The organism is Candidatus Binatus sp., assembly GCF_030646925.1.
GTDB lineage: Bacteria > Desulfobacterota > Binatia > Binatales > Binataceae > Binatus.
Genome location: NZ_JAUSKL010000075.1, coordinates 23451 through 42542 on the forward strand (window position 1 = coordinate 23451; position 19092 = coordinate 42542).

Annotated in this window: 16 protein-coding genes, 2 tRNA genes and 1 pseudogene; 9 read left to right on the forward strand and 10 right to left on the reverse strand. The window is 60.0% G+C overall.

The genetic code is table 11. The annotated features are described in order from the left end of the window. Position 1: 1 nt before the first annotated feature. Together Q7S58_RS13190 and argS are read right to left on the reverse strand one after the other, a co-directional pair. Entirely contained in the window at positions 2 to 721 is a 720-nt protein-coding gene (locus Q7S58_RS13190) for an SPOR domain-containing protein (RefSeq protein ID WP_304826263.1), read from the reverse strand. Positions 722 to 729: 8 nt separating this feature from the next. Further along, positions 730 to 2406: an arginine--tRNA ligase gene (gene argS / locus Q7S58_RS13195; protein WP_304826266.1), complete on the reverse strand. Its 1677-nt coding sequence runs from the start codon at positions 2404 to 2406 to the stop codon at positions 730 to 732. Positions 2407 to 2686: 280 nt separating this feature from the next. On the opposite strand from argS, the gene Q7S58_RS13200 reads away from it, so the two are divergent. The 7 genes and pseudogenes from Q7S58_RS13200 (at position 2687) to Q7S58_RS13230 (ending at position 7291) form a co-directional block, all read left to right on the forward strand. Beyond that, positions 2687 to 2962 (forward strand): hypothetical protein, encoded by a 276-nt coding sequence (locus Q7S58_RS13200; protein WP_304826269.1) that lies wholly within the window; start codon positions 2687 to 2689, stop codon positions 2960 to 2962. After that, positions 2959 to 4164 (forward strand): CaiB/BaiF CoA-transferase family protein, encoded by a 1206-nt coding sequence (locus Q7S58_RS13205; protein ID WP_304826272.1) that lies wholly within the window; start codon positions 2959 to 2961, stop codon positions 4162 to 4164. The genes Q7S58_RS13200 and Q7S58_RS13205 overlap by 4 nt, the downstream gene beginning before the upstream one ends. Continuing rightward, positions 4165 to 5367 (forward strand): CaiB/BaiF CoA-transferase family protein, encoded by a 1203-nt coding sequence (locus Q7S58_RS13210; protein ID WP_304826275.1) that lies wholly within the window; start codon positions 4165 to 4167, stop codon positions 5365 to 5367. 236 nt (positions 5368 to 5603) lie between these two features. After that, positions 5604 to 5963, forward strand: a pseudogene (locus Q7S58_RS22200) (septal ring lytic transglycosylase RlpA family protein); the annotation flags it as partial. A 253-nt stretch (positions 5964 to 6216) separates the two neighbouring features. Next, positions 6217 to 6927 (forward strand): ribulose-phosphate 3-epimerase, encoded by a 711-nt coding sequence (gene rpe, locus Q7S58_RS13220; protein WP_304826282.1) that lies wholly within the window; start codon positions 6217 to 6219, stop codon positions 6925 to 6927. A 180-nt stretch (positions 6928 to 7107) separates the two neighbouring features. Continuing rightward, positions 7108 to 7183 (forward strand) — tRNA-Gln (locus Q7S58_RS13225). 33 nt (positions 7184 to 7216) lie between these two features. After that, positions 7217 to 7291 (forward strand) — tRNA-Glu (locus tag Q7S58_RS13230). Between the two features lie 15 nt (positions 7292 to 7306). On the opposite strand, the gene Q7S58_RS13235 is transcribed toward Q7S58_RS13230, so the two are convergent. From Q7S58_RS13235 to Q7S58_RS13265, 7 genes are all read right to left on the reverse strand, one after another. Further along, positions 7307 to 8830 (reverse strand): NAD(P)/FAD-dependent oxidoreductase, encoded by a 1524-nt coding sequence (locus Q7S58_RS13235; protein ID WP_304826285.1) that lies wholly within the window; start codon positions 8828 to 8830, stop codon positions 7307 to 7309. A gap of 57 nt (positions 8831 to 8887) precedes the next feature. Next, positions 8888 to 9067, reverse strand: coding sequence for a hypothetical protein (locus Q7S58_RS13240; protein ID WP_304826288.1), 180 nt, complete (start codon positions 9065 to 9067; stop codon positions 8888 to 8890). Positions 9068 to 9331: 264 nt separating this feature from the next. After that, a complete protein-coding gene (locus Q7S58_RS13245) occupies positions 9332 to 9646 on the reverse strand; it encodes a cytochrome C oxidase subunit IV family protein (protein WP_304826291.1) in 315 nt (104 codons plus the stop codon). Beyond that, positions 9643 to 10248 carry a cytochrome c oxidase subunit 3 gene (locus Q7S58_RS13250; RefSeq protein WP_304826295.1) on the reverse strand — a complete coding sequence of 202 codons (606 nt, stop codon included), beginning with the start codon at positions 10246 to 10248 and terminating at the stop codon, positions 9643 to 9645. The genes Q7S58_RS13245 and Q7S58_RS13250 overlap by 4 nt, the downstream gene beginning before the upstream one ends. Positions 10249 to 10283: 35 nt before the next feature. Further along, on the reverse strand, positions 10284 to 11996 hold the full coding sequence (locus tag Q7S58_RS13255; RefSeq protein ID WP_304826298.1) for a cbb3-type cytochrome c oxidase subunit I: 1713 nt from the start codon (positions 11994 to 11996) through the stop codon (positions 10284 to 10286). Positions 11997 to 12002: 6 nt separating this feature from the next. Next, on the reverse strand, positions 12003 to 12770 hold the full coding sequence (locus tag Q7S58_RS13260; protein WP_304826302.1) for a cytochrome c oxidase subunit II: 768 nt from the start codon (positions 12768 to 12770) through the stop codon (positions 12003 to 12005). 184 nt (positions 12771 to 12954) lie between these two features. Next, positions 12955 to 13320, reverse strand: coding sequence for a hypothetical protein (locus Q7S58_RS13265; RefSeq protein ID WP_304826305.1), 366 nt, complete (start codon positions 13318 to 13320; stop codon positions 12955 to 12957). Positions 13321 to 13684: 364 nt separating this feature from the next. Between Q7S58_RS13265 and Q7S58_RS13270 the strand changes: the two genes are divergently transcribed. Both Q7S58_RS13270 and Q7S58_RS13275 read left to right on the forward strand, forming a co-directional pair. Then, positions 13685 to 15019, forward strand: coding sequence for a sigma-54-dependent Fis family transcriptional regulator (locus tag Q7S58_RS13270; protein WP_304826308.1), 1335 nt, complete (start codon positions 13685 to 13687; stop codon positions 15017 to 15019). Positions 15020 to 15446: 427 nt separating this feature from the next. Further along, on the forward strand, positions 15447 to 16493 hold the full coding sequence (locus Q7S58_RS13275) for an LLM class flavin-dependent oxidoreductase (RefSeq protein WP_304826311.1): 1047 nt from the start codon (positions 15447 to 15449) through the stop codon (positions 16491 to 16493). Between the two features lie 122 nt (positions 16494 to 16615). Here Q7S58_RS13275 and mgtA read toward each other — a convergent pair. Further along, on the reverse strand, positions 16616 to 19092 hold a 2477-nt coding region (gene mgtA, locus Q7S58_RS13280; RefSeq protein WP_304826314.1), incomplete at its 5' end, for a magnesium-translocating P-type ATPase.

A 19092-nucleotide genomic window follows, 5' to 3' on the forward strand; every position in this document is an offset into this window, starting at 1 on the left:
CTTAGCGTGGAGCGAACGCGTGCTTGTATTGATCGCGCAGCTTCTGTTCCGCGGAGCGCGCTTCATCTTCGCTGTTGTACGGTCCGACGCGCACGCGGTACCAGGTCTGCCCCCCCAGATTGGTGGTGGATTCCTGCGCGTTGTAGCCGAGGCCGCGCAGCCGCGCGACCATTTCGTCGGCGCCGGATTTGTCCATCACTGCTTCGATCTGGATATTGAACGGCTTGTGACCCGGCCGCCCACCGGCCGCCGCGCTCGACGACGTCGGCGGCGCGGGCCGCTCGAAACCCGAATCGGCAGCGTCGGTTTCATCGTCGCCTTCGTCAGCAGGCGGCGGTTTTGCGGCGGGCGCGATTGCCGGCGGTTTGGCGCGCGCGATTGCGCCAGCCGTTGCGCGCGGTATCGGCGCCGGCGGAATCGCGGGTGCAGCGATCGCAGGAGCAATCGATGCGGCTGCGCGCGGCGCGATCGGCTTAATCGGTGCGCCGCTCGCGACCGCGGGCGACGTCACCGCGGCGGGCGTCATCGCCGACGCCGGCGTACTGGCGCCGGCTGGCGCACTCGGTAGCGGATACGTGCTCGAAATCTGATTCAGCGCGGGCTGATTCTGCCACGCCATCTGGTATCCCGCGTAGAGACCGAGCAGAAACACCGCGCCCGACAGCGTGAAAAGTCCGACGAGGATTACAAACGCACCGCCAAACTTCAGTTCGAATCGCATCCCCCTCCTCACATCCGATCCGGCGCGCTGACCCCCAGCAATTCAAGACCGCCCGCGAGCGCGCCCTTCAGAATTTGCGCCAAAAAAATTCGCGCGAGACTCAGCTCGCGATCGGGACCGATTATACGATTCGAGGACTGGTTGTAGTAGCGATGGAACTCGCCCGCCAACTCCAGCAGGTAGAATGAAATCCGATGCGGCTCGAGCGACTGCGCCGCCGCCGTCATCACCTCGGGCAGCGCGATCGCGCGCTTCACCAGATCGAGTTCTTCGGCGTCGAGCAGACCGAGATCGATCGCAGCCGCATCGTCGGGCAACGCGAGTCCCGCTTTTTCCGCCTCGCGAAAGACGCTCGCCAGCCGCGCGTGGGCATACTGGACGTAGAAAACCGGATTCTCTGGCGCCTGCTTCTTCGCGAGCTCGAGATCGAAATCGAGCTGGCTGTCGGATTTGCGGAACACGAAGAAAAATCGCACCACGTCGGCGCCGACTTCGTCGATCAATCCGTCGAGCGTGACGTAGGTCGCCTTGCGCGTGGACATTTTCACTTTTTCGCCGCCGCGCGTGAGCGTGACGAACTGGTAGATGATCGCGCTGATTGGCGTCGTGTCGTGGCCCATCGCCTTGACCGCGGCGATGACCTGCTGATGCTCGCCGATATGATCTGCGCCGAACACATCGATGATCAGATCGAAGCCGCGCTTCAGCTTCTCGATATGATACGCAATATCCGGCGTGCGATAGGTCGGCTGTCGGTCGGCATCGGAGCGCACCAGCACCGCGTCCTTGGGGAGCCCGAGCGGCTCGCCGCGGAGCCATACTGCGCCGTCTTTTTCGAAGGTGAGATCGCGATCCTTGAGCGCCGCCAGCACCGAATCGACGGTGCCGGACTTCATCAGGTCGAGTTCGTTGGTGAAAACGTCGAAGCGGATTCCCAAACGCGCGCAAGTGCGATTGATGTCCGCGAAAATCGCCTTCACCGCCGCCGCGCGAAAAATTTCAAGATTGGTTTCCGCGACGTACTTGTCGCCGTGCTCGGCCTTGAGCGCCTGTCCGATATCGACGATATACTCGCCCTGGTATCCGTCCTCGGGCAGCGTCGCCGCGATTCCGTGCGCTTGCAGATATCGCACGCGCACCGACTCGCCGAGCAGTTTCATCTGCCGCCCGCCGTCGTTGAAATAGTATTCGCGCGTAACGTCGAAGCCGGCCGCTTCGTAAAGCCGCGCGATCGTGTCGCCGAGCACCGCATTGCGCCCGTGGCCGACGGTCAGCGGCCCCGTAGGATTGGCGGAGAGAAACTCGACCTGGACTTTGTCGCCGGCGCCGGGCCGCAGCATCCATTTTTGCGGCTTCCAGAACTCCGCGCCCTGCTCTGCCGCGCGGCGCATCTCCGAATGCCAATACGCCGGCGCCATCCTGAAATTGATGAACCCCGGACCCGCGACCGACACTTCGATCACTTTCGGCGGCAATTCGACATTGGCTTTGATGATCTCCGCGATCGCTCTGGGCGCCTTCTTTTCGGCGCGCGCCAGTGTCAGCGCGACGTTCGACGCGATGTCGCCGTGCGCGGGATCCTTGGGCGCTTCGATTCCTACCGGCGGGCGCACGGAAACCAGTTGACCTGCCACGCGCGCCCGTTCAATTGCTGCCTCGAGAGTGTTGAGAATCAGTTCCTTCATCGATAATCGGCCGCCGGAAGCACGCGCCGAATGTCCAGCATCGTGTCAGATACGCCGCGCGCTGTTAAGGCGGAGCGAATGTCGCCGGCTCGGCGCGGCGAAATTCATGTTTTCCAAACACCTGAGTTAGCCTGGAACTTTGGGTGCCGCATTCCCAAATTTGTCGGACGATACGAGCGCGGATGGGCTTGCGCGAGCGGATTGCGCTATCTACGCTGGCTCGGAAGCGACCGCACAAGAACCTGGCATCGTTGGAAAATCGCAAGAGATCGCATCAAACATGTCACTTAGAAAAGTAACTCTATTCGACAAAGAGGGAACCGCGCTCGTGCCCGTCGATGAAGACGGGCAGGCGAAGCCCGCGGTGCTCGGCGTCCGGTGGGTTAATCCCGACACGTTCGAAACGATTCGCGTGCGCGGCGGCAAATGCACCGGGCCCAAGAACGAAGTATTGGCCGAGGTACCGCCGACCCAGGATTTGAGTCCGTTCGCGATTGAGCAATTGGCGCGCGAAGCGAAGCAAGCGAAGAAGCAAGAAAAGAAGGTAATCCGGTGAGCGAGCCCGGCGCGCTGGCGGGCCTGCGCGTGCTCGATTTGACCGGTCATCGCGCACAACTCTGCGCGCGACTGCTGGCCGACATGGGCGCCGACGTGATCAAGGTCGAGCCGCCCGCGGGCGACGACGCGCGCCGGATCGGTCCGTTCCTCGACGATTTGCCGCATCGCGATCGCAGCCTCTTTTTCTGGTTCTACAATCTCAACAAGCGCTCGCTCACGCTGGATCTGAACGATCCGCGCGGAGTCGAGATTTTGCTCCAGCTCGCGCGTTCCGCCGACGTGATAATCGAGAGCTACGCGCCCGGCACGATCGAAAAGATGGGCCTCGGATGGGAGACGCTTCATCGCGAGAATCCAGCGCTGGTGCTCTGCTCGATCGCGCCCTTCGGACAAACCGGGCCGTATCGCGATTTCACCGCCGACGACACGGTGCTGACGGCGCTCGGCGGGATGCTCTACGTCAACGGCTACCCGAATCATCCGCCCGTGCGGCCGCTCGGCCTGCAGGCGTATCATTCGTCGTCGTATTTCGGCGCGATCGCCGTGATGCTTGCGCTGTTTGCGCGCGACAAAACTTCCGAGGGCCAGTGGATCGATCTCAGCATGCAGGAAGCGACCGCGGCTGCGGTCGAGCACGTCGCGGCGGGATATTTCGAGCGCGGCGAGGCCGAGCCGCGGCGCGGCACGCTGCATTGGAGCCGCTTTTTCCGGGTCGGCAAATGCCGCGACGGATACATCATGCATTGCTCGCTCGGCGATTGGACCTCGCTGATCGAATGGGTGAAGGCCGACGGCAAGGCGGGCGATCTCGAGGCGCCGGAGTACCATCAGGTGATGCATCGCTTCCTGATGGCGGAGCATCTGTTCGACGTGCTCGACGAATGGGTGAAGGACTATCCGCGCGAAGAACTGATCGAACGCGCGCAGTTGCTGCGGCAGCCGTACGCGACGGTGCGTCCGCCCGAGGCGATGTTCGACGACGAGCAACTCGCGGCGCGCGGCTTTATGGTCGAGGTCGAGCATCCGGAGCTTGGGCGCACGTTTCGCTATCCCGGCGCGCCGTATTTTTTCAACGGAACGCCGTGGCGCGCGCGACGGCGGCCGCCGCTGGTGGGAGAGCATAGCGGGGAAATTCTGCGCAACGATCTCGGCATGGACAAAACCGCGATCGCGGCGCTCGCGGCGGAGGGGATCATCTAGATGGCGCCGATGCCGCTCGACGGAGTTCGGATTCTCGACTTCACCTGGGTCGTCGCGGGGCCGGTCGCGACGCGAATCCTCGCCGATCACGGCGCTGAAGTGCTCAAGATCGAGCGCAAGGAGCCGCCGCAACTCGGCAATCGCAAGCTGGGGCTGCTATGCGATCTTCATCGCGACAAGCTATCGCTCGCGATCAACATGCAGCATCCGCGCGGGGTCGAACTGGCGCGGCGAATCGCGGCGAAGAGCGACATCGTGATGGATAATTTTTCGGCGCGCGTGATGCGCACGTGGGGGATGGATTACGAGAGCCTGCGCGCCGTCAAGCCCGATATCATTTGCATCAGCATGAGCGGGCTCGGGCATACCGGGCCGCGCTCGAGCTACGTGAGTTACGGGCCGACCCTGCAGGCGCTCGCGGGATTCACGCTGCTGATGGCGGAGCCTGACGGCACGCCGGCCGGATACGGCTACTCGTACGCGGACATGTGCGGCGGATACACCGGCGCGCTCGCGGCGCTGGTGGCGCTAAGGAATCGGCGACGCACGGGTCAAGGGCAGTTCGTCGATCTCTCGCAGTTCGAGGCGGCGGCCGCGGTAGTCGGTCCGGCGCTGCTGGATTTCTCGGTGAACGGGCGGGCGCAATCGCCGCCGGGCTACAATTCGCAGGAGGGACCGAGCGCGCCGCACGGCGTCTATCCGTGCAAGGCGCGCGGCGACGACAATGATCGATGGATCGCGATCGCGGTGCGCGGCGAGGCCGAGTGGCGTCGGTTCGTCGATACGGTCGGTGCGCCGGAATGGTCGCGCGACGCGAAGTTTCGGACGCTCTATCTCAGGATGCGCAATGCGGCCGAGCTGGACGCCAACGTCGCGCGATGGACCGTCGAGCGCAGCGCCGAAGACGCGATGACGACGCTGCAAAAGGCCGGTATCGCGGCGGGCGTGGTCGAGAACGGGATCGATCTCTGCGCGCGCGACCCGCAACTGAAGGAGCGCGGCTTCTGGCCCAAGGTCACGCCGGCCAAGGGCGCCGCGACGCGCGTCACCGGCATCCCGTTCAAGCTGTCGGCGACGCCCGGCAGCGTGCGCACGATCGCTCCCGAAGTCGGCGAGAACACCGACCAGGTGCTCGGCGAGCTGCTGGGGCTCAGTAAGGCGGAGCGAGACTCGCTGATCGCCGACGGCGCGGTCTGGCCCTGATCGATTCCGCTTCTAAACGATAGCATCGGATTTTGCGAGGTGCGCATCGATCTCTAATATTAGAGGGGCTTTACCTGGAGCTGTAAGCTTGATTGGTTCGCGTGCGACCCGCGGGATTGATTTGTGTGGAATTTGTACCAGCCCTGAATCGGGATTCGCGCGCCGCCTGTGAATCCCGCGCGAAACTCGCGTACTTCAAGCCTTCGCTCGATTGCCCGGCCTTCGCCGTTGCCGCGATGCTCGCGTTTGCGATCGCAGGATGCTCCGCGCGCAGCAACGTGCCATCGTACTACCAGCCGCTTCCTCATCCTCACGAACGAACCGAAGTCGCGTCGTGGTACGGTCCGGGCTTCGTCGGCCGTCGCACCAGCACGGGCGAGAGGTTCAATCCGAATGCCTTGACGGCCGCCTCGAAGACCCTGCCGATCGGCTCGCACGTGAAGGTGACGAATCCTTCGACCGGCAAGTCGGTGGTGGTGAGGATCAACGATCGCGGACCGCACCGGCGCGGCCGCACGCTTGATTTGTCGCGGCGCGCGGCGCAGGAAATCGGCATCACCAAAAAAGGCGTCGCAAGAGTCCGCGTCGCTTCGATGACCGGCGGCGGAGACGAGGCCGCGCCAGCGAGTCGCCGCTCGCGCGTCGGTGCGGATGCGGCCGACGAGCCGCGCCGAAGCCGGCGCCGTTCGCAGACCAAGGTTCGGCGCAATCCGCCGCGAGCCGGAATCATCAAAGCAGAAGATATCGAGTAGCGGCGCCACAGCGATCGAGCGTGCACACGGCAATGTTTCACGTGAAACGCTCGGCTGACACTCGCAACCGAATCGCGACGCCGCTAATGTCGAGCGCATGGCAGGCCGCATCGACGAAAATTCCGGACCCGATCCTGCGGACAAGCTGGCGCCCTCAATTCTCGCCGCGGATTTCGCGCGGCTCGGCGACGAAATCCGCGCGGTCGAGGCCGCGGGCGCCGACCTGATTCATTTCGACGTGATGGACGGGCATTTCGTGCCCAACCTGTCGATTGGAATTCCCGTGATGGCTTCGGTGCGAAAAATCACCCGGCTGCCGCTCGATGCGCATCTGATGATTTCCGAGCCCGAGCGCTACGTCGAGGCGTTCGTCAAGGCGGGCGCCAATTCGATCTCGGTGCATTGCGAAGTATGCCCCGATATTCCGGCGATGGCGAAAAAAATCCACGCGCTTGGCGCGCGCGCCTCGATCGGAATCAAGCCCGAGACCGACGCCGACCGCGTGCTGCCGTTCGCGGAGCATCTCGACATGATCCTCGTGATGAGCGTGCATCCGGGATTCGGTGGCCAGGCGTTCATCCCGTCGGCGCTCGAGAAGCTGCGCCATATTCGGCGCGAGCTCAGGCGGCGCGGGCTCAAGCTCGACGTCGAGATCGACGGCGGAATCAAGCTCGACAATATCGCAGACGCGAAGGCGGCGGGAGCGAATGTGTTCGTGTCGGGCTCCGGGATTTTCGGCAAGCCGGATTACAAAAAGATCGCGGACGAGATGCGCGACACCCTCCGCCGCACTTCCCCCAACCTGTAGCGATCGGTTGTCTTAGACTCTTTTCTCAAATCACCACAGGCTAAAGCCTGTGCCACAAATGAATCGACCGCATCTTCCGTCCAGGTCTCGATCGATCGCCGCTTCCTCCCCTCTCCGCGATTATCGCGCCCCCTTCGAGGTGGCGCGTTCGACCGTCGTTGGTTATTATCACGAAGGCGCTGAGGAGTGGCCAAATTGGTAAGGCACCTGACTCTGGATCAGGCGATTGCAGGTTCGAGTCCTGCCTCCTCAGCCAACTCAGAAGCGCGCAAGCAGCGCGCGACGATGTGGTCCCATCGTCTAGTGGTTAGGACACCGGCCTCTCACGTCGGTAACGCGGGTTCGACTCCCGCTGGGATCACCACCAAAAATCATGTGCTTACGCCGCGCGATGAGCCGAGCTGTCGCTTCCAGCCGCGGATCGAGACGCCTCACGCGCTTCGAAGCGATACGTCCCCGGATTTGCGTGCCGCGTATTCCACCAATAGCGAATGGTGCTGCCTGACCAGTTGTTGGTGATACGTCCGTCGCTCGTCTTGTACCAACTCTTGCCGGTCGATGCCCACACCGTGGTCTGCAATTCATGCTGCACGCGCGCGTCAAATTCATCCATAGATTCACGCTTGAGATCGATCACCGAGGCGCCGCGTTCGTCCATCTTGCGCAGGCAATCCAGGATGTAGTTGGTCTGGCATTCGATCATGAAGATGATCGAGTTGTGACCCAGATTCGTGTTCGGGCCGTACATCAGGAATAGATTCGGAAAGCCGGCTACGCTGATACCCAGATAAGCCCGCGCGCCGCCTTTCCATTCGTCCCGCAGCAGCCGTCCGTTGCGGCCCCTGATAGACATCGGAGCGAGAAATGCTGTGGACTCGAATCCGGTTGCGAGGATGACCGCATCGACCGGTATCGCACGCCCGTCTTTGGTATTGACGGCGCCTTCCGACAGGTGATCGATTCCGCTGATTACGACCTCAACGTTTTCCCTGTTCAGAGTTGGAAAATAGTCGTCCGAGATCAGGATTCTCTTGCCGCCGATCGGATAGTCGGGGATCAGCACTGCCTGAAGCTCGGGATCTTTGACGGTCGAGCGCATATAGTTCTCGGCCGCTTGCTGCATTCTGCCAGCCAGGAAGGTGTTCCTCCTAAAGACCGGCCAGTTGATCTCGTGCTGCAGCCAGATCTTCCATCGATAGAGCTTCGCCAGCCACGGATGGCGCGCATAGCGGCGCCTCTGCTGTTCGCTATAGGCGAGATCGTTCCTAGGCACCATCCAGTTCGCGCTGCGCTGAAAAACGAACACCTTCGCGGCTTTCGGCGCGATCTGAGGAATGAATTGAATCGCGCTGGCGGCGTTGCCGATCACACCCACGCTCTTGCCGGTCAGATCGACGTCGTGGCGCCATCGCGCCGAATGAAACGCGACGCCCCTATAAGTCTCGATACCTTGAATCTTAGGTGTGTGAGGACGATTCAACTGACCGACGCCGCTTACGAGTATCTCAGCCTCGAGCTCTTCACCCTGGGTTGTGCGAATATGCCATAGCATCGCATCTTCGTCCCATCGGGCCGAGGCGATCTCGGTGCCGAACCTGAGGTGCGGCAGGATCTCGTATTTCCGCGCGCAGTGCTCCATGTAATCCAGGATCTCTGACTGTGGCGACCACTTCCGCGACCAGTCGGTCTTTTGCTCGAATGAGAAGCAATACGAAAACGAAGGGACATCGCAGGCCGCGCCGGGATAGGTGTTGTCTCGCCAGGTGCCGCCCAGCCGATCCGATTTCTCGAAGATGGTGAATGAACTGATCCCTGCTTTCTTCAGTTGGATACCCAGGCAAAGACCTGAGAAGCCCGATCCGATGATCGCGATGCGGCGAACAGGTTGTGATTGACCGGACATAGAAGGCCCTCCTGGCGCGTTCAGCAAGCTATTGCCAAATGTCACGCTCGCACGCGATTAGAATCGATGCGATGGTATCTGGTCGTCGATCCATTCCTCGGCTTCCGCTTCCCGGGCGAAATCGACCTTCTGCTTTCTTTCGCGCCAGAAGACCTCCCATCGGCCAGTCTCGGAATTTTCCTTGATCAAGTAGCCTTGGTATTCACGCATGGCGTTTTCCTGCTTTTCAGAGTTCATTGCTTCGATCCTCTTCTCTAAGTGCGCGACGATACGCCGGTGCCCAGTCGATGACGCCTAAGATAAATTACAAACCCTGCTATGATTGCGAACGGCATCGCGCTCAAAAGAATCGTGCTGACGTAAAACGCTCTAAGCGCCAGGGGCGTGGAAGCACCGAAGCACGCCGAGCATGCGAAAGCATCGCCGTGCATGGCTGCCAGGAATGCCATAGCGGCTGCAAGGTTCCTAAGTCCGGTGGTCAAGCAATTTCGCATAGATAGGTCATCGACGAAAGACGATGTCAGGAATCAAAACGAGCGCCATTCCGATAGCAAGAAGGACCGGCACGAACGCTATCGCATATATCAATACCTGCTCGGACTTAAGGTGCATATAGTTGCGCAGCACCAGTGCGGCCTTTAACGTGGCGATTCCGAAAATCAGCACCAAGGCCGGGATTCGCGAAATCGGCAACTTGAACACGGCCATTCCGGCGCCTAGCAGGACGAGCAGCCAGATCCAGATTATCACCGACGAGCGATCCGAATTCTCAGCAGTCACAAAGACCTTTGGCTCCTTTGCTTGTTGCGGGTTCATGCGAGATACAGGAGCGGAAACAGGAAAATCCAGACGACATCCACGAAATGCCAATACAGCCCGGCGAACTCGACTCGCTCGCGCCGATCGCTCGACCACAAGCTGCCACTAACCGCCGCGGCGTATAGCGTCGCGTTCAGGATGATTCCGCCGAATACGTGAACCCCGTGCAGCCCAGTCATCAGGTAGTAAAATGACCAGAACATCCCGGCGCCCGGAGTGAAGCCTTCACTGATCTCGCGCGAGTACTCGATCGACTTGACGCCCAGGAACGTGAATCCAAGCAGCACTGTTGCGAGTAAAAATCTGGCGGCGCGCTCGCGGCGTTCTGAACGTACAGCATTCAGCGCGAGGATCATCGTGAGGCTGCTGGTCACCAGCACCGCTGTATTGACAGCGCCGAGCTGCCAATTCACATGCGATGCCTGATCGGGCCAGCCGCCGTGCGCGATTCTGAGCAGCACATACGAGCCGATCAGTCCGCCAAAGATCATGACCTCCGAAGCAAGAAACCACCAAACGCCGAGCTTCCCGACGGCTGGATGGAATGCATCGAGTCCTTCAAGCGTTTCGACGGATGAAGTATGCACGGCGTTGCTCATCTATAGACTCGCGCGGTGTTGGGGTTCGCCATCATTCATTCCGCCGCCGCGGTGGCAAGGACAGCCGGTTCGGGTTCCGTTTGCGGAATCCAGTCGCGGGACGCGCCCGGCACGCTGTATTCGTACGGATCGCGACAGACAATCGGAACCGTTCTGAAGTTCTCGTGAGGCGGAGGAGAATCGGTCATCCATTCGAGCGTGTTGGCTTGCCACGGATTGGCGACGGCCTTCTTGCCGCGCACCAGGCTGTACCCGAAGTTGATTACGAACGGCAGTTGTCCAAGTAGCAGGCCAATCGTCGCGATCGTCGCGATCAGGTGCATGGGCTGCACCGGCTTCAGGAAGTCGTACGAGCTCATTTCGTAGATGCGCCTTGGGTTTCCCTGAAGGCCGGCCAGGAACAGCGGGATGAACACCGCGTTGAAACAGACGAGCGTCAAGTAGAAATGAATCTTGCCCAGCGTCTCGTTCATCATTCGTCCGAAGAACTTCGGGTACCAATAGTAGATACCAGCGAAACCGCCGAAGAACGTCACCGGAAAAAGCGTGTAGTGAAAATGCGCAACCACAAAGTAGGTACCGTGCAGAAAGATGTCTGTGGTTGCAGAACCGACGAAAATCCCCGTCACACCGCCGATGAGAAAGGTTGCAAGTCCGCCCAGCGCGAAGAGCATCGGAGTAGCAAGATCGATCGAGCCGCGCCAAACCGTCGCAATCATCGCAAACACGATGATTGCGAATGGCACTGAGATAAGGATCGTGGTGACGCTGAACGAGGTGGCCAGCCGTGGATCCATCCCACTTACGAACATGTGATGCGCCCAGACCACGAAGCTCAGCAGTCCCGCCGCGATAGTTGACCAGATCATGGCGCGATAGCCGAAGATCGGTTTGCGGGCGAACACCGGAATCACCTCCAGCATGATTCCGAAGCCTGGCAGCGCGACGACATAAACTTCTGGATGACCGAAGAACCAGAATAGGTGCTCCCATAGCAAGGGATCGCCGCCGCCGTCGGGCCGGAAGAAGGAAGTGCCAAGCTTTCGATCCATCAGAAGCATCAGCGCGCCCGCAATCAACGGACCTACCGACAGCAGAAAGACTACTGCCGCAGTTATCTCCATCCAGACCAGCAGCGGCAGCCGAAAGAGAGTCATTCCCGGGGCGCGCAGGTTGAGGGTGGTGGTAAGGAAGTTGATCCCACCCATAAGAAATGAAGCAAACTCCAGTGCTACTGCGAGGATCCAGAGATCCTGGCCCCAGGTAACCCCGGTATAGATGTAGTTATCGGAGAGGGGCGCGTAACTCGTCCAACCAGCGGCGGCGGGACCGCCTGGCACAAACATCGAAACCGTCAAGACGACCGACGCGGTGAACAGCGTCCAGAACGACATCAGGTTGAGCCGCGGGAATGCCATGTCTCTGGCGCCGATCATCAACGGGATGAGGAAGTTGCCGAAGGCGCCGAGCAGGAATGGCATCGCGACGAAAAACACCATCACCGTGCCATGCATCGTGACGATCGCGTTGAAGTTGTCCGGTCCAATTGGACCCCATCCCGGGATGTCTGTCTCCGGCCAGGCAAGCTGCCATCGGATTAGATAGGCAGTGAAGCCGCCGACCAGGGCCATCGCCAGGCTGAGTAGCAGGTATTGCTTCGCAATCACCTTGTGGTCGGTCGAGAAGACGTAGCGGCGGATAAACCCGGCCGGCTGCTCGTGCGAATCGCGCACCTGTGCGGCTCCCATCGTTTTTCAGTTCTTGCTCGACGCCGATGAACTAGCGGCCGTCGAGCGCGGCCATGTTTCCCGAACCCACGCTGCATATGCGGCCTGGTTTTGTACGATGACGTTGCCCTGCATCGAGTAGTGTCCGAATCCGCACAGCTCGGAGCAGGCGATTTCGTAAGTGCCGGCCTTGGTAGCTTCGAACCAGGCTCGAATCGTGCGACCCGGCACGACGTCCTGCTTCAGCCGCAAGTTCGGAACAAAGAAGCTGTGAATCACATCAGGCGATTCCAGTTCGAGGTGGACTACCTTCCCGACCGGCACGTGCATATCGTTTTCGGAGGTGACGTCGTCGGCAGTCCCGAACTTATTGTCCGGCCCGGGATAGGTGAAAATCCAGTTGAACTGCTTGGCCGTGACGCGCACGACGATATTGCTGGCAGGCGCATTTCCTTTGACGCGCTCCCAGACGCTGGCGCCTGCGTAGTCAATGCCCAGGTCAAGGCAAAGTACAACGAAGGCTGGAATCAGCACCCAGGCGAGCTGGCGTGGAGTGTCGCCACGCCAAAACGCCGCGACGGCGCCAGCCTTCCTGCGATGACGCATCACCGAGTAAAGAAGAATGCACTCAGCGGCAATGAACCAAAGTCCGACGATCCAGAAAATCAGCCAGAAGACGTGGTCGATATCGCCACCGAAAGTCGAAACGTTGATGGGAAGAAGATGGTCTAGCACAGTCGCTGCGGTTCCTCGGTTATTCAAACACGTCCGCCACAAACGCACGCGGCGTGCCATCGCGGATCGGTCTCTGATCCGAGCTTGAAACGCAAAAAGCTTGGACAATTACCCAATCGACGGGGTCGGTGATTGACGCGCTGTGCCGCGAAGATGATTCCGATCGATACATCTGTTTCCTTTGGAGTCGAGTCTCAAGTGTTTCTTATGAAGACCGAAGCCAGTGCGATCTGTTTGATCGCGGCTACTTGGAGGTGCGCAGAAACGAGTTTAGGACCGCCCTGAATTCGCTATGATCGATCGGCTTGGAACAGTAGTAATGCGCGCCGTTGATTCGCGCCTGTCGCTCCGTGTTGCTGTCGTGGTTCGCGGCTATGTACAGCATCGATGCACTAGGTGCACGCTTGCGAATCTGCGCGAGCAACCAGCTACGATCGGCAAGATCGACAGTTTCATCGTCGAAAATGACGATTCTGACGGCTGGAAATGCCGGAAACCTTCTGTCGGTGTGCGAGCCACTGCTCTCCTCGACGCGCCATCGTTCGGCGACGAGGTCCCGGGCCAGATTCGAGATAGCCGGGTCAGCCGAGAGGATTGCGATAGTTGGCAAGCACATCATATGCGTTAGTTAGCTTAGCTAGGTGGTAATGCGCGTTTCGTGCCACTCGGTTTCGCCGAACCTCCCCAGTTTTTCGCAATTCGTTAGCGAACAATGATGACTGATAGCTCAGCCACGACTGATTCCATTTGGAACATCGGCGGCGAGAGTTGTAACCGATGGTTACATGGGTAAAGTTAATCGAATGAAATCTGATCGCGAAGATCGCAACTCCCTCTCTACCGGCGCAGCGCAAGCCGGGCCTCGTTACTTCCATCTCGTATGGGACGAGGAATTGTTGGCGCTGCAATCCGTTTTTCACGCGCTACGCAAGCATCGGGATGAGGTCCTTGCCAATTGGCATAATTTGTATGTGATGCATTTCGGAGATGCGCGCTCACTTACCAAGCCCGAGTTCCTCAAAATCTTCGGTACCGAACTCGACACCACTATGCGCGACCTGCTCGCGTGCGACATGGAGACCTTTGCAATCGACATGGGGCAAATTGGACGAATGCTGGCTGAGCGAGGTGTGCCGTTTTCCGAATTGATCGTCTCGATGCATCTTTTTGAGGAAAGTGCTACCGCTTTCTTCCCTTCCTTTCCGCCTTCGCTGCCCAAGCTCTACCAATCCTTCGACAAGCTCAGTCACTGCCGGATAATCATCCTCGCTGATACCTATTTCCGCTCCACGACCGCGGTCTCAGGCGCCCGCATCGAGGCGCTGGAACGCGAGGCAAAGTCATTGCCGCCTGATAAGCGGACTCAGTTTCACGGCCTGGTCGGCGGCGCCGAAACAATGCGCAAACTATACGAACGAATCGAGGCTGTCGGCGCGACGCGCGGAACGGTTCTTATCGTCGGAGAGAGCGGGACGGGCAAGGAACTCGTCGCGAGGGCGATTCACGAGTGCGGGCCGAATCCGAAAGCGCCTTTTGTCGCTCTGAACTGCGCGGCGATTCCGAGGGAACTTATCGAAAGTGAACTCTTCGGATACAAGCGCGGCGCTTTCAGCGGAGCTACCACCGAATACGAAGGACTGTTCAGGTCCGCCGAGGCCGGGACCTTGCTGCTCGACGAGATAACCGAGATGAGCCCCGACACCCAGAGCAAGCTGCTGCGAGCGCTTCAGGAGCGAACGGTGCGCCCAGTCGGTTCGACGCGTGAGATCCCGGTTAACGTGAGACTCATAGCTTCTACCAACCGCAACCCCGATGAAGCCGTCAGCGCAGGTCTCCTGCGCTCAGATTTGTACTACCGGCTGCAGGCGAGCGTGCTTTCTATCGCGCCACTCAGAAAGCGTCCCGAGGACGTCCCTCTGCTGGTCGAACATTTCATCGAAGTAATGAACGGACGGGGTTTTCGTGCAACGCCAGTTGTGGGAGTGGAGGAAGCCGCGCTTGAAGCGATGCGCAATTACCTGTGGCCGGGCAACGTGCGCGAACTCGCGAACGCAATCGAAACCGCATTCACGTTCGGCAAGTCGCATCAGATTCAGCTCGCGGATCTACCCGAATCTATTAGCGGCCGCCATCAGGTGGTAGAGCAGGGTGCGGCGCCTATTCATCCAGGAAGTTTTGCGGACGCAGAGCGCGATCTGATACGGCGCGCGCTGGAAAGTACCGGCGGCAACAAGGTCTCCGCGGCGAAGCTGCTCAAGATCTCGCGCAAGCGGCTGTACGCGAAGATCGCGAAGTACCATCTCGCCTAGCTGGCGCGCGATCCTTCCGCACCACGATTTGCAAGAAGCATCACCGACCGCGACATCTTCGCAAGCAATTGTCTCCGATGGAAACACGTGTATCAATTCGAGCCGGATGGTCGATTCGGGCTCGTGCTACGGCACTGAATTCGGCTCCTCCGTAGGAACGAGAATCTGAGGGATTCCAGCCTATTCTGACGGGTGATCAGTTGGGCGTGCCAAGCATGCTTATGGCATCCCTGTTGCTAGATTTCGGCGAAATATTTCAGAGTATGCCGCTCTACAACCCGATTGGGAGGAATCACACGATGCGAATCTCGCTCATATACGAACTGCAAATGGCCAAGCCATGGCACGAACTCTCGGAGTACAACACCTATTGGCAGGCAATCTCCCAGATCGAACTGGCGGAGGAAATGGGATTCCACGCAGCTTGGTGCGTCGAGCATCATTTCCTGACGGAGTATTCGCACAGCTCAGCGCCGGAGGTGTTCTTCGGCGCGATCAGCCCCAGCGAACCAGCCGAATCCGGCTGGGGCACGGAGTCGTCCTGCTGCCGCATCGCTACAACCATCCGGCGCGGGTCGCCGAACGCGCCGCGGTGCTCGATATTCTCTCCAACGGCCGAGTTGAACTCGGCACGGGCCGTTCTATCACCGAGCAGGAACTCGGCGGCTTCATGATCGACCCCGACGAAACGATCGAACAATGGGAGGAAGCGGTCCGCGCCATCCCGCAGATGTGGATGAAGGACAAGGTCAGCTTCGATGGCAAGCATCTGAAAATGCCAGAGCGCTCGGTGCTGCCAAAGCCGATCCAGAAACCGCATCCGCCGCTGTGGCACGCCGCGACGCAGCCCAGCAGTTTCGAGCGCGCGGGCAAGCTGGGCGTCGGGCTATTGTCGTTCGGATTCCTGGCGCCGGGGATGCTCGAGGCGCAATTGAAGATCTATCGTGACGCGGCTGAAACGTGCACCAATCCCGCAGGCGCATTCGTGAACAACCAGGTCGCCTCTTCGGCGATGGCGTGCTGCGCGGAAACGAGAGCGAAAGCTTACGAGGTTGCGGAGCCCAACATGAGATTTTTCTGGGAGCTGGGCCAGCAGTTGTATATCCCGAAGAGCGCCAAGACTTACCAGTACTATGCGAACATCTCGGACGCGTTGATCTCGAGCCGCGGTCAAAAGAAGGACGATTCGAAGCCGCTGACAGTTGCACCGATCGCGCCGTCGGCGTTCAACATCGACGCCGCGGCCCAGAGCGGAGCGGTCATTTGCGGCAATCCCGACGATTGCATCAAGGCCGTGCAGAAGTACCCAGAGGCCGGCATCGACGAACTCATGCTGCTGGTGCAAGTGGGCAGGATGCCGCATGCGGCGATCATGGACACGATCAAGCTGATTGGCCGCCACGTTATCCCATACTTCAAGAACGTCGAGCCGGAGGGCGCGGCCCGCCCTCCTGTATCGGCAGCCGCAGGCTGACCTTCGCCCGCAATGTGATTCCGCGAACCATTGGAGCCCTGCTCATCGAGCGGGGCTCCTGGTTTTTCGAGCATGATGCGGGGCGCGCGGCTACCCTGGTGCAGCTTCGACGCGGCGCCACGTTATGCCCGCAGCAGGAATGATCGCAGTAACCTCGTCTTCACCATCTCCACGAGGATAAGGTAGGTGAGGACAGCGATCGCGAGGAAAAGAAAGAAAGCTGCTGGTAACGGAACAAACCCGAGGTACCCCGCTAACGGACTGAACGGGAGCAGCAAGCCGGTAAGCACGATCAGAATGGTGGTCAATGCGAGCGGCAGGCTCGGGCGGTTGGACCATGGTTTGCCCGCGGTACGAATCACGAACAGCACTAGAGTCTGAGTTGCGAGGGATTCGACGAACCATCCGGTATGAAAGAGCGCTTCCGATGAGTGAAAGACCTTCAGCAGAATGTAGAATGTCAGAAAGTCGAAGATCGAGCTGATCGGGCCGATCAGCATCATAAAGTTGCGAATAATCCGGATGTTCCATTTCTGCGGAGATTGAACATAGATCGGATCGACGTTATCGGTTGGGATCGTCACCTGGGCCAGATCGTAGAGGAAGTTGTTCAAAAGGATTTGCATCGGCAGCATCGGCAGGAACGGAAGAAACAGGGTTGCGGCAGCCATACTGAACATATTGCCGAAATTGGAGCTGGTCCCCATCAGGATGTACTTTAGAACGTTGCCGAATGCCTTCCGGCCTTCGGCGATTCCTTTGTGGAGAACACCCAGTGCGTGCTCGAGGAGTATGATGTCCGCAGCGTCCTTGGCTACATCGACCGCGCCCGCCACAGAAATGCCAACGTCGGCGGCGTGCAACGAAGGTGCATCGTTGATTCCGTCTCCAAGAAAACCGACTACGTGGCCCCGGCTCTTGAGCGCGCGGATGATCCGATTCTTCTGGCCGGGCGACACCCGCGCGAAGACGTTAGCTTCTTCGGCGACGTGAAACAGCGCCGAGTCCGTCATGTGCTCGAGTTCAGTTCCCAGTACGATTCGCGAGCAGTCGATTCCAACCGTCTCGCACACGTGCCGGGTCACCAGTTCGTTGTCGCCGGTGAGAATCTTGATCCCGACGCCATCTGACCGCAAGGCAGCTATGATCTCGGCGACTCCTTCGACCGGAGGATCGAGAAAAGTGAGGAATCCCGCAAGGATTAGTTCGCGCTCGTCCTCGCGTCTCCATCGGTCGCCGCGATCAACCGGTCGATAAGCGACGGCAAGGACGCGCAATCCTTTTGCGCTCAAGTGGCGAAAGGCATCAGTGCATCGCTTTCGCTCCGCCTCTCCCAGCGGGCGGCATTCGCCGCCGGCCTCGAACGAAGTGCTCGCGGCCAGAATTCCTTCGGGCGCGCCCTTGGTTATGAGAGTGAAGGCGCCCTGGGTCTTGACGACGACCGAGAGCCGGCGCCGTTCAAAATCGAACGGAATTTCGTCGGTCTTCTCGAATTCATCGACGCTCGGCGGCGGATGCTTCAGAATGCTCGCATCGAGGGGACTCTTGATTCCCGATTCAAAGCGGCTGTTCAGATAGCCGAGACGCAAAGCGCGTTCAGAAGGTTCTCCGAACGGGTCGAGCGAGGAGTCAAGCTCCATCTCGCCCGAGGTCAGGGTTCCGGTCTTATCGCTGCACAGCAGGTCGATACTGCCGAGGTTCTCGATCGCATCGAGGTGTTTCACGATCACTTTGCTTCGCGCCATTCTTATCGCGCCCATCGAAAGCGTGACCGTAGTGATCATTGGCAAGAACTCCGGTGTGAGTCCTACCGCGAGCGCGACTGCAAAGAGCAGCGACTCCAGAGCGTTGCGATGCATCCCCAGGCTAACTACCAGGATGAACAGCACCAGAAAAAAAACGGTCTTCATGATCAGGGCGCCGAACTGCCGTGCGCCACGATTAAATTCGGTTTCGGGAGGGCGCTCCGAAAGTTGCGCCGCGATATCGCCGAAGCTGGTCCGCGGACCGGTGGCGATCACCACGGCGATGGCAGCGCCGCTGACGACTGAAGTACCAAGGAACACAATGTCAGGGCGCGCGGGGCTGGTAGCGTCGGCTGTGTCCTCGCCGACGTATTTCTCCACCGGCATCGATTCACCGGTCAATGCAGCTTGCTGAAGGTGAAGATCCTCGCATCGCAGCAGGCGGGCGTCAGCCGGAACCAGATCGCCTGCTGAAAGCCGCACGATGTCGCCGGGCACTAACTGTCGGCGCGGCAGTTCGACCCAGTTTCCGTCGCGCTTGACGCTCGCGGTGGGAGCGACTTGTTCCCTGAGGCGCCGCACTGCTCGTTCGGAGCGATAGGCCTGGATGAAGTTGAGCGCGACGCTCAGCACGACCATCGCGGCGATGATGATCGCGCCGACCGCCTGGCCCACAAGCGCCGAGGTCGCGCTCGCGATCAACAATACCAGGACGAGCGGGTTGCTGCAGAAGCGCAGGAATTGAAAAAGCGGGCCGGCGACTTTCGCCCGCACCGGCTCGTTGGGACCGAATCGAACAAAGCGGCGTTGCGCCTCCGCGCTGGAGAGGCCGGCGTCAGATTGGCTCCCGCTGG

Coding starts and splice junctions, on each gene's coding strand:
- Q7S58_RS13190 (WP_304826263.1), bottom strand. CDS start 721: ATGCGATTCGAACTGAAGTTTGGCGGTGCGTTTGTAATCCTCGTCGGA.
- argS (WP_304826266.1), bottom strand. CDS start 2,406: ATGAAGGAACTGATTCTCAACACTCTCGAGGCAGCAATTGAACGGGCG.
- Q7S58_RS13200 (WP_304826269.1), top strand. CDS start 2,687: ATGTCACTTAGAAAAGTAACTCTATTCGACAAAGAGGGAACCGCGCTC.
- Q7S58_RS13210 (WP_304826275.1), top strand. CDS start 4,165: ATGGCGCCGATGCCGCTCGACGGAGTTCGGATTCTCGACTTCACCTGG.
- rpe (WP_304826282.1), top strand. CDS start 6,217: ATGGCAGGCCGCATCGACGAAAATTCCGGACCCGATCCTGCGGACAAG.
- Q7S58_RS13235 (WP_304826285.1), bottom strand. CDS start 8,830: ATGTCCGGTCAATCACAACCTGTTCGCCGCATCGCGATCATCGGATCG.
- Q7S58_RS13240 (WP_304826288.1), bottom strand. CDS start 9,067: ATGAACTCTGAAAAGCAGGAAAACGCCATGCGTGAATACCAAGGCTAC.
- Q7S58_RS13245 (WP_304826291.1), bottom strand. CDS start 9,646: ATGAACCCGCAACAAGCAAAGGAGCCAAAGGTCTTTGTGACTGCTGAG.
- Q7S58_RS13250 (WP_304826295.1), bottom strand. CDS start 10,248: ATGAGCAACGCCGTGCATACTTCATCCGTCGAAACGCTTGAAGGACTC.
- Q7S58_RS13255 (WP_304826298.1), bottom strand. CDS start 11,996: ATGGGAGCCGCACAGGTGCGCGATTCGCACGAGCAGCCGGCCGGGTTT.
- Q7S58_RS13260 (WP_304826302.1), bottom strand. CDS start 12,770: ATGGCACGCCGCGTGCGTTTGTGGCGGACGTGTTTGAATAACCGAGGA.
- Q7S58_RS13270 (WP_304826308.1), top strand. CDS start 13,685: ATGCATTTCGGAGATGCGCGCTCACTTACCAAGCCCGAGTTCCTCAAA.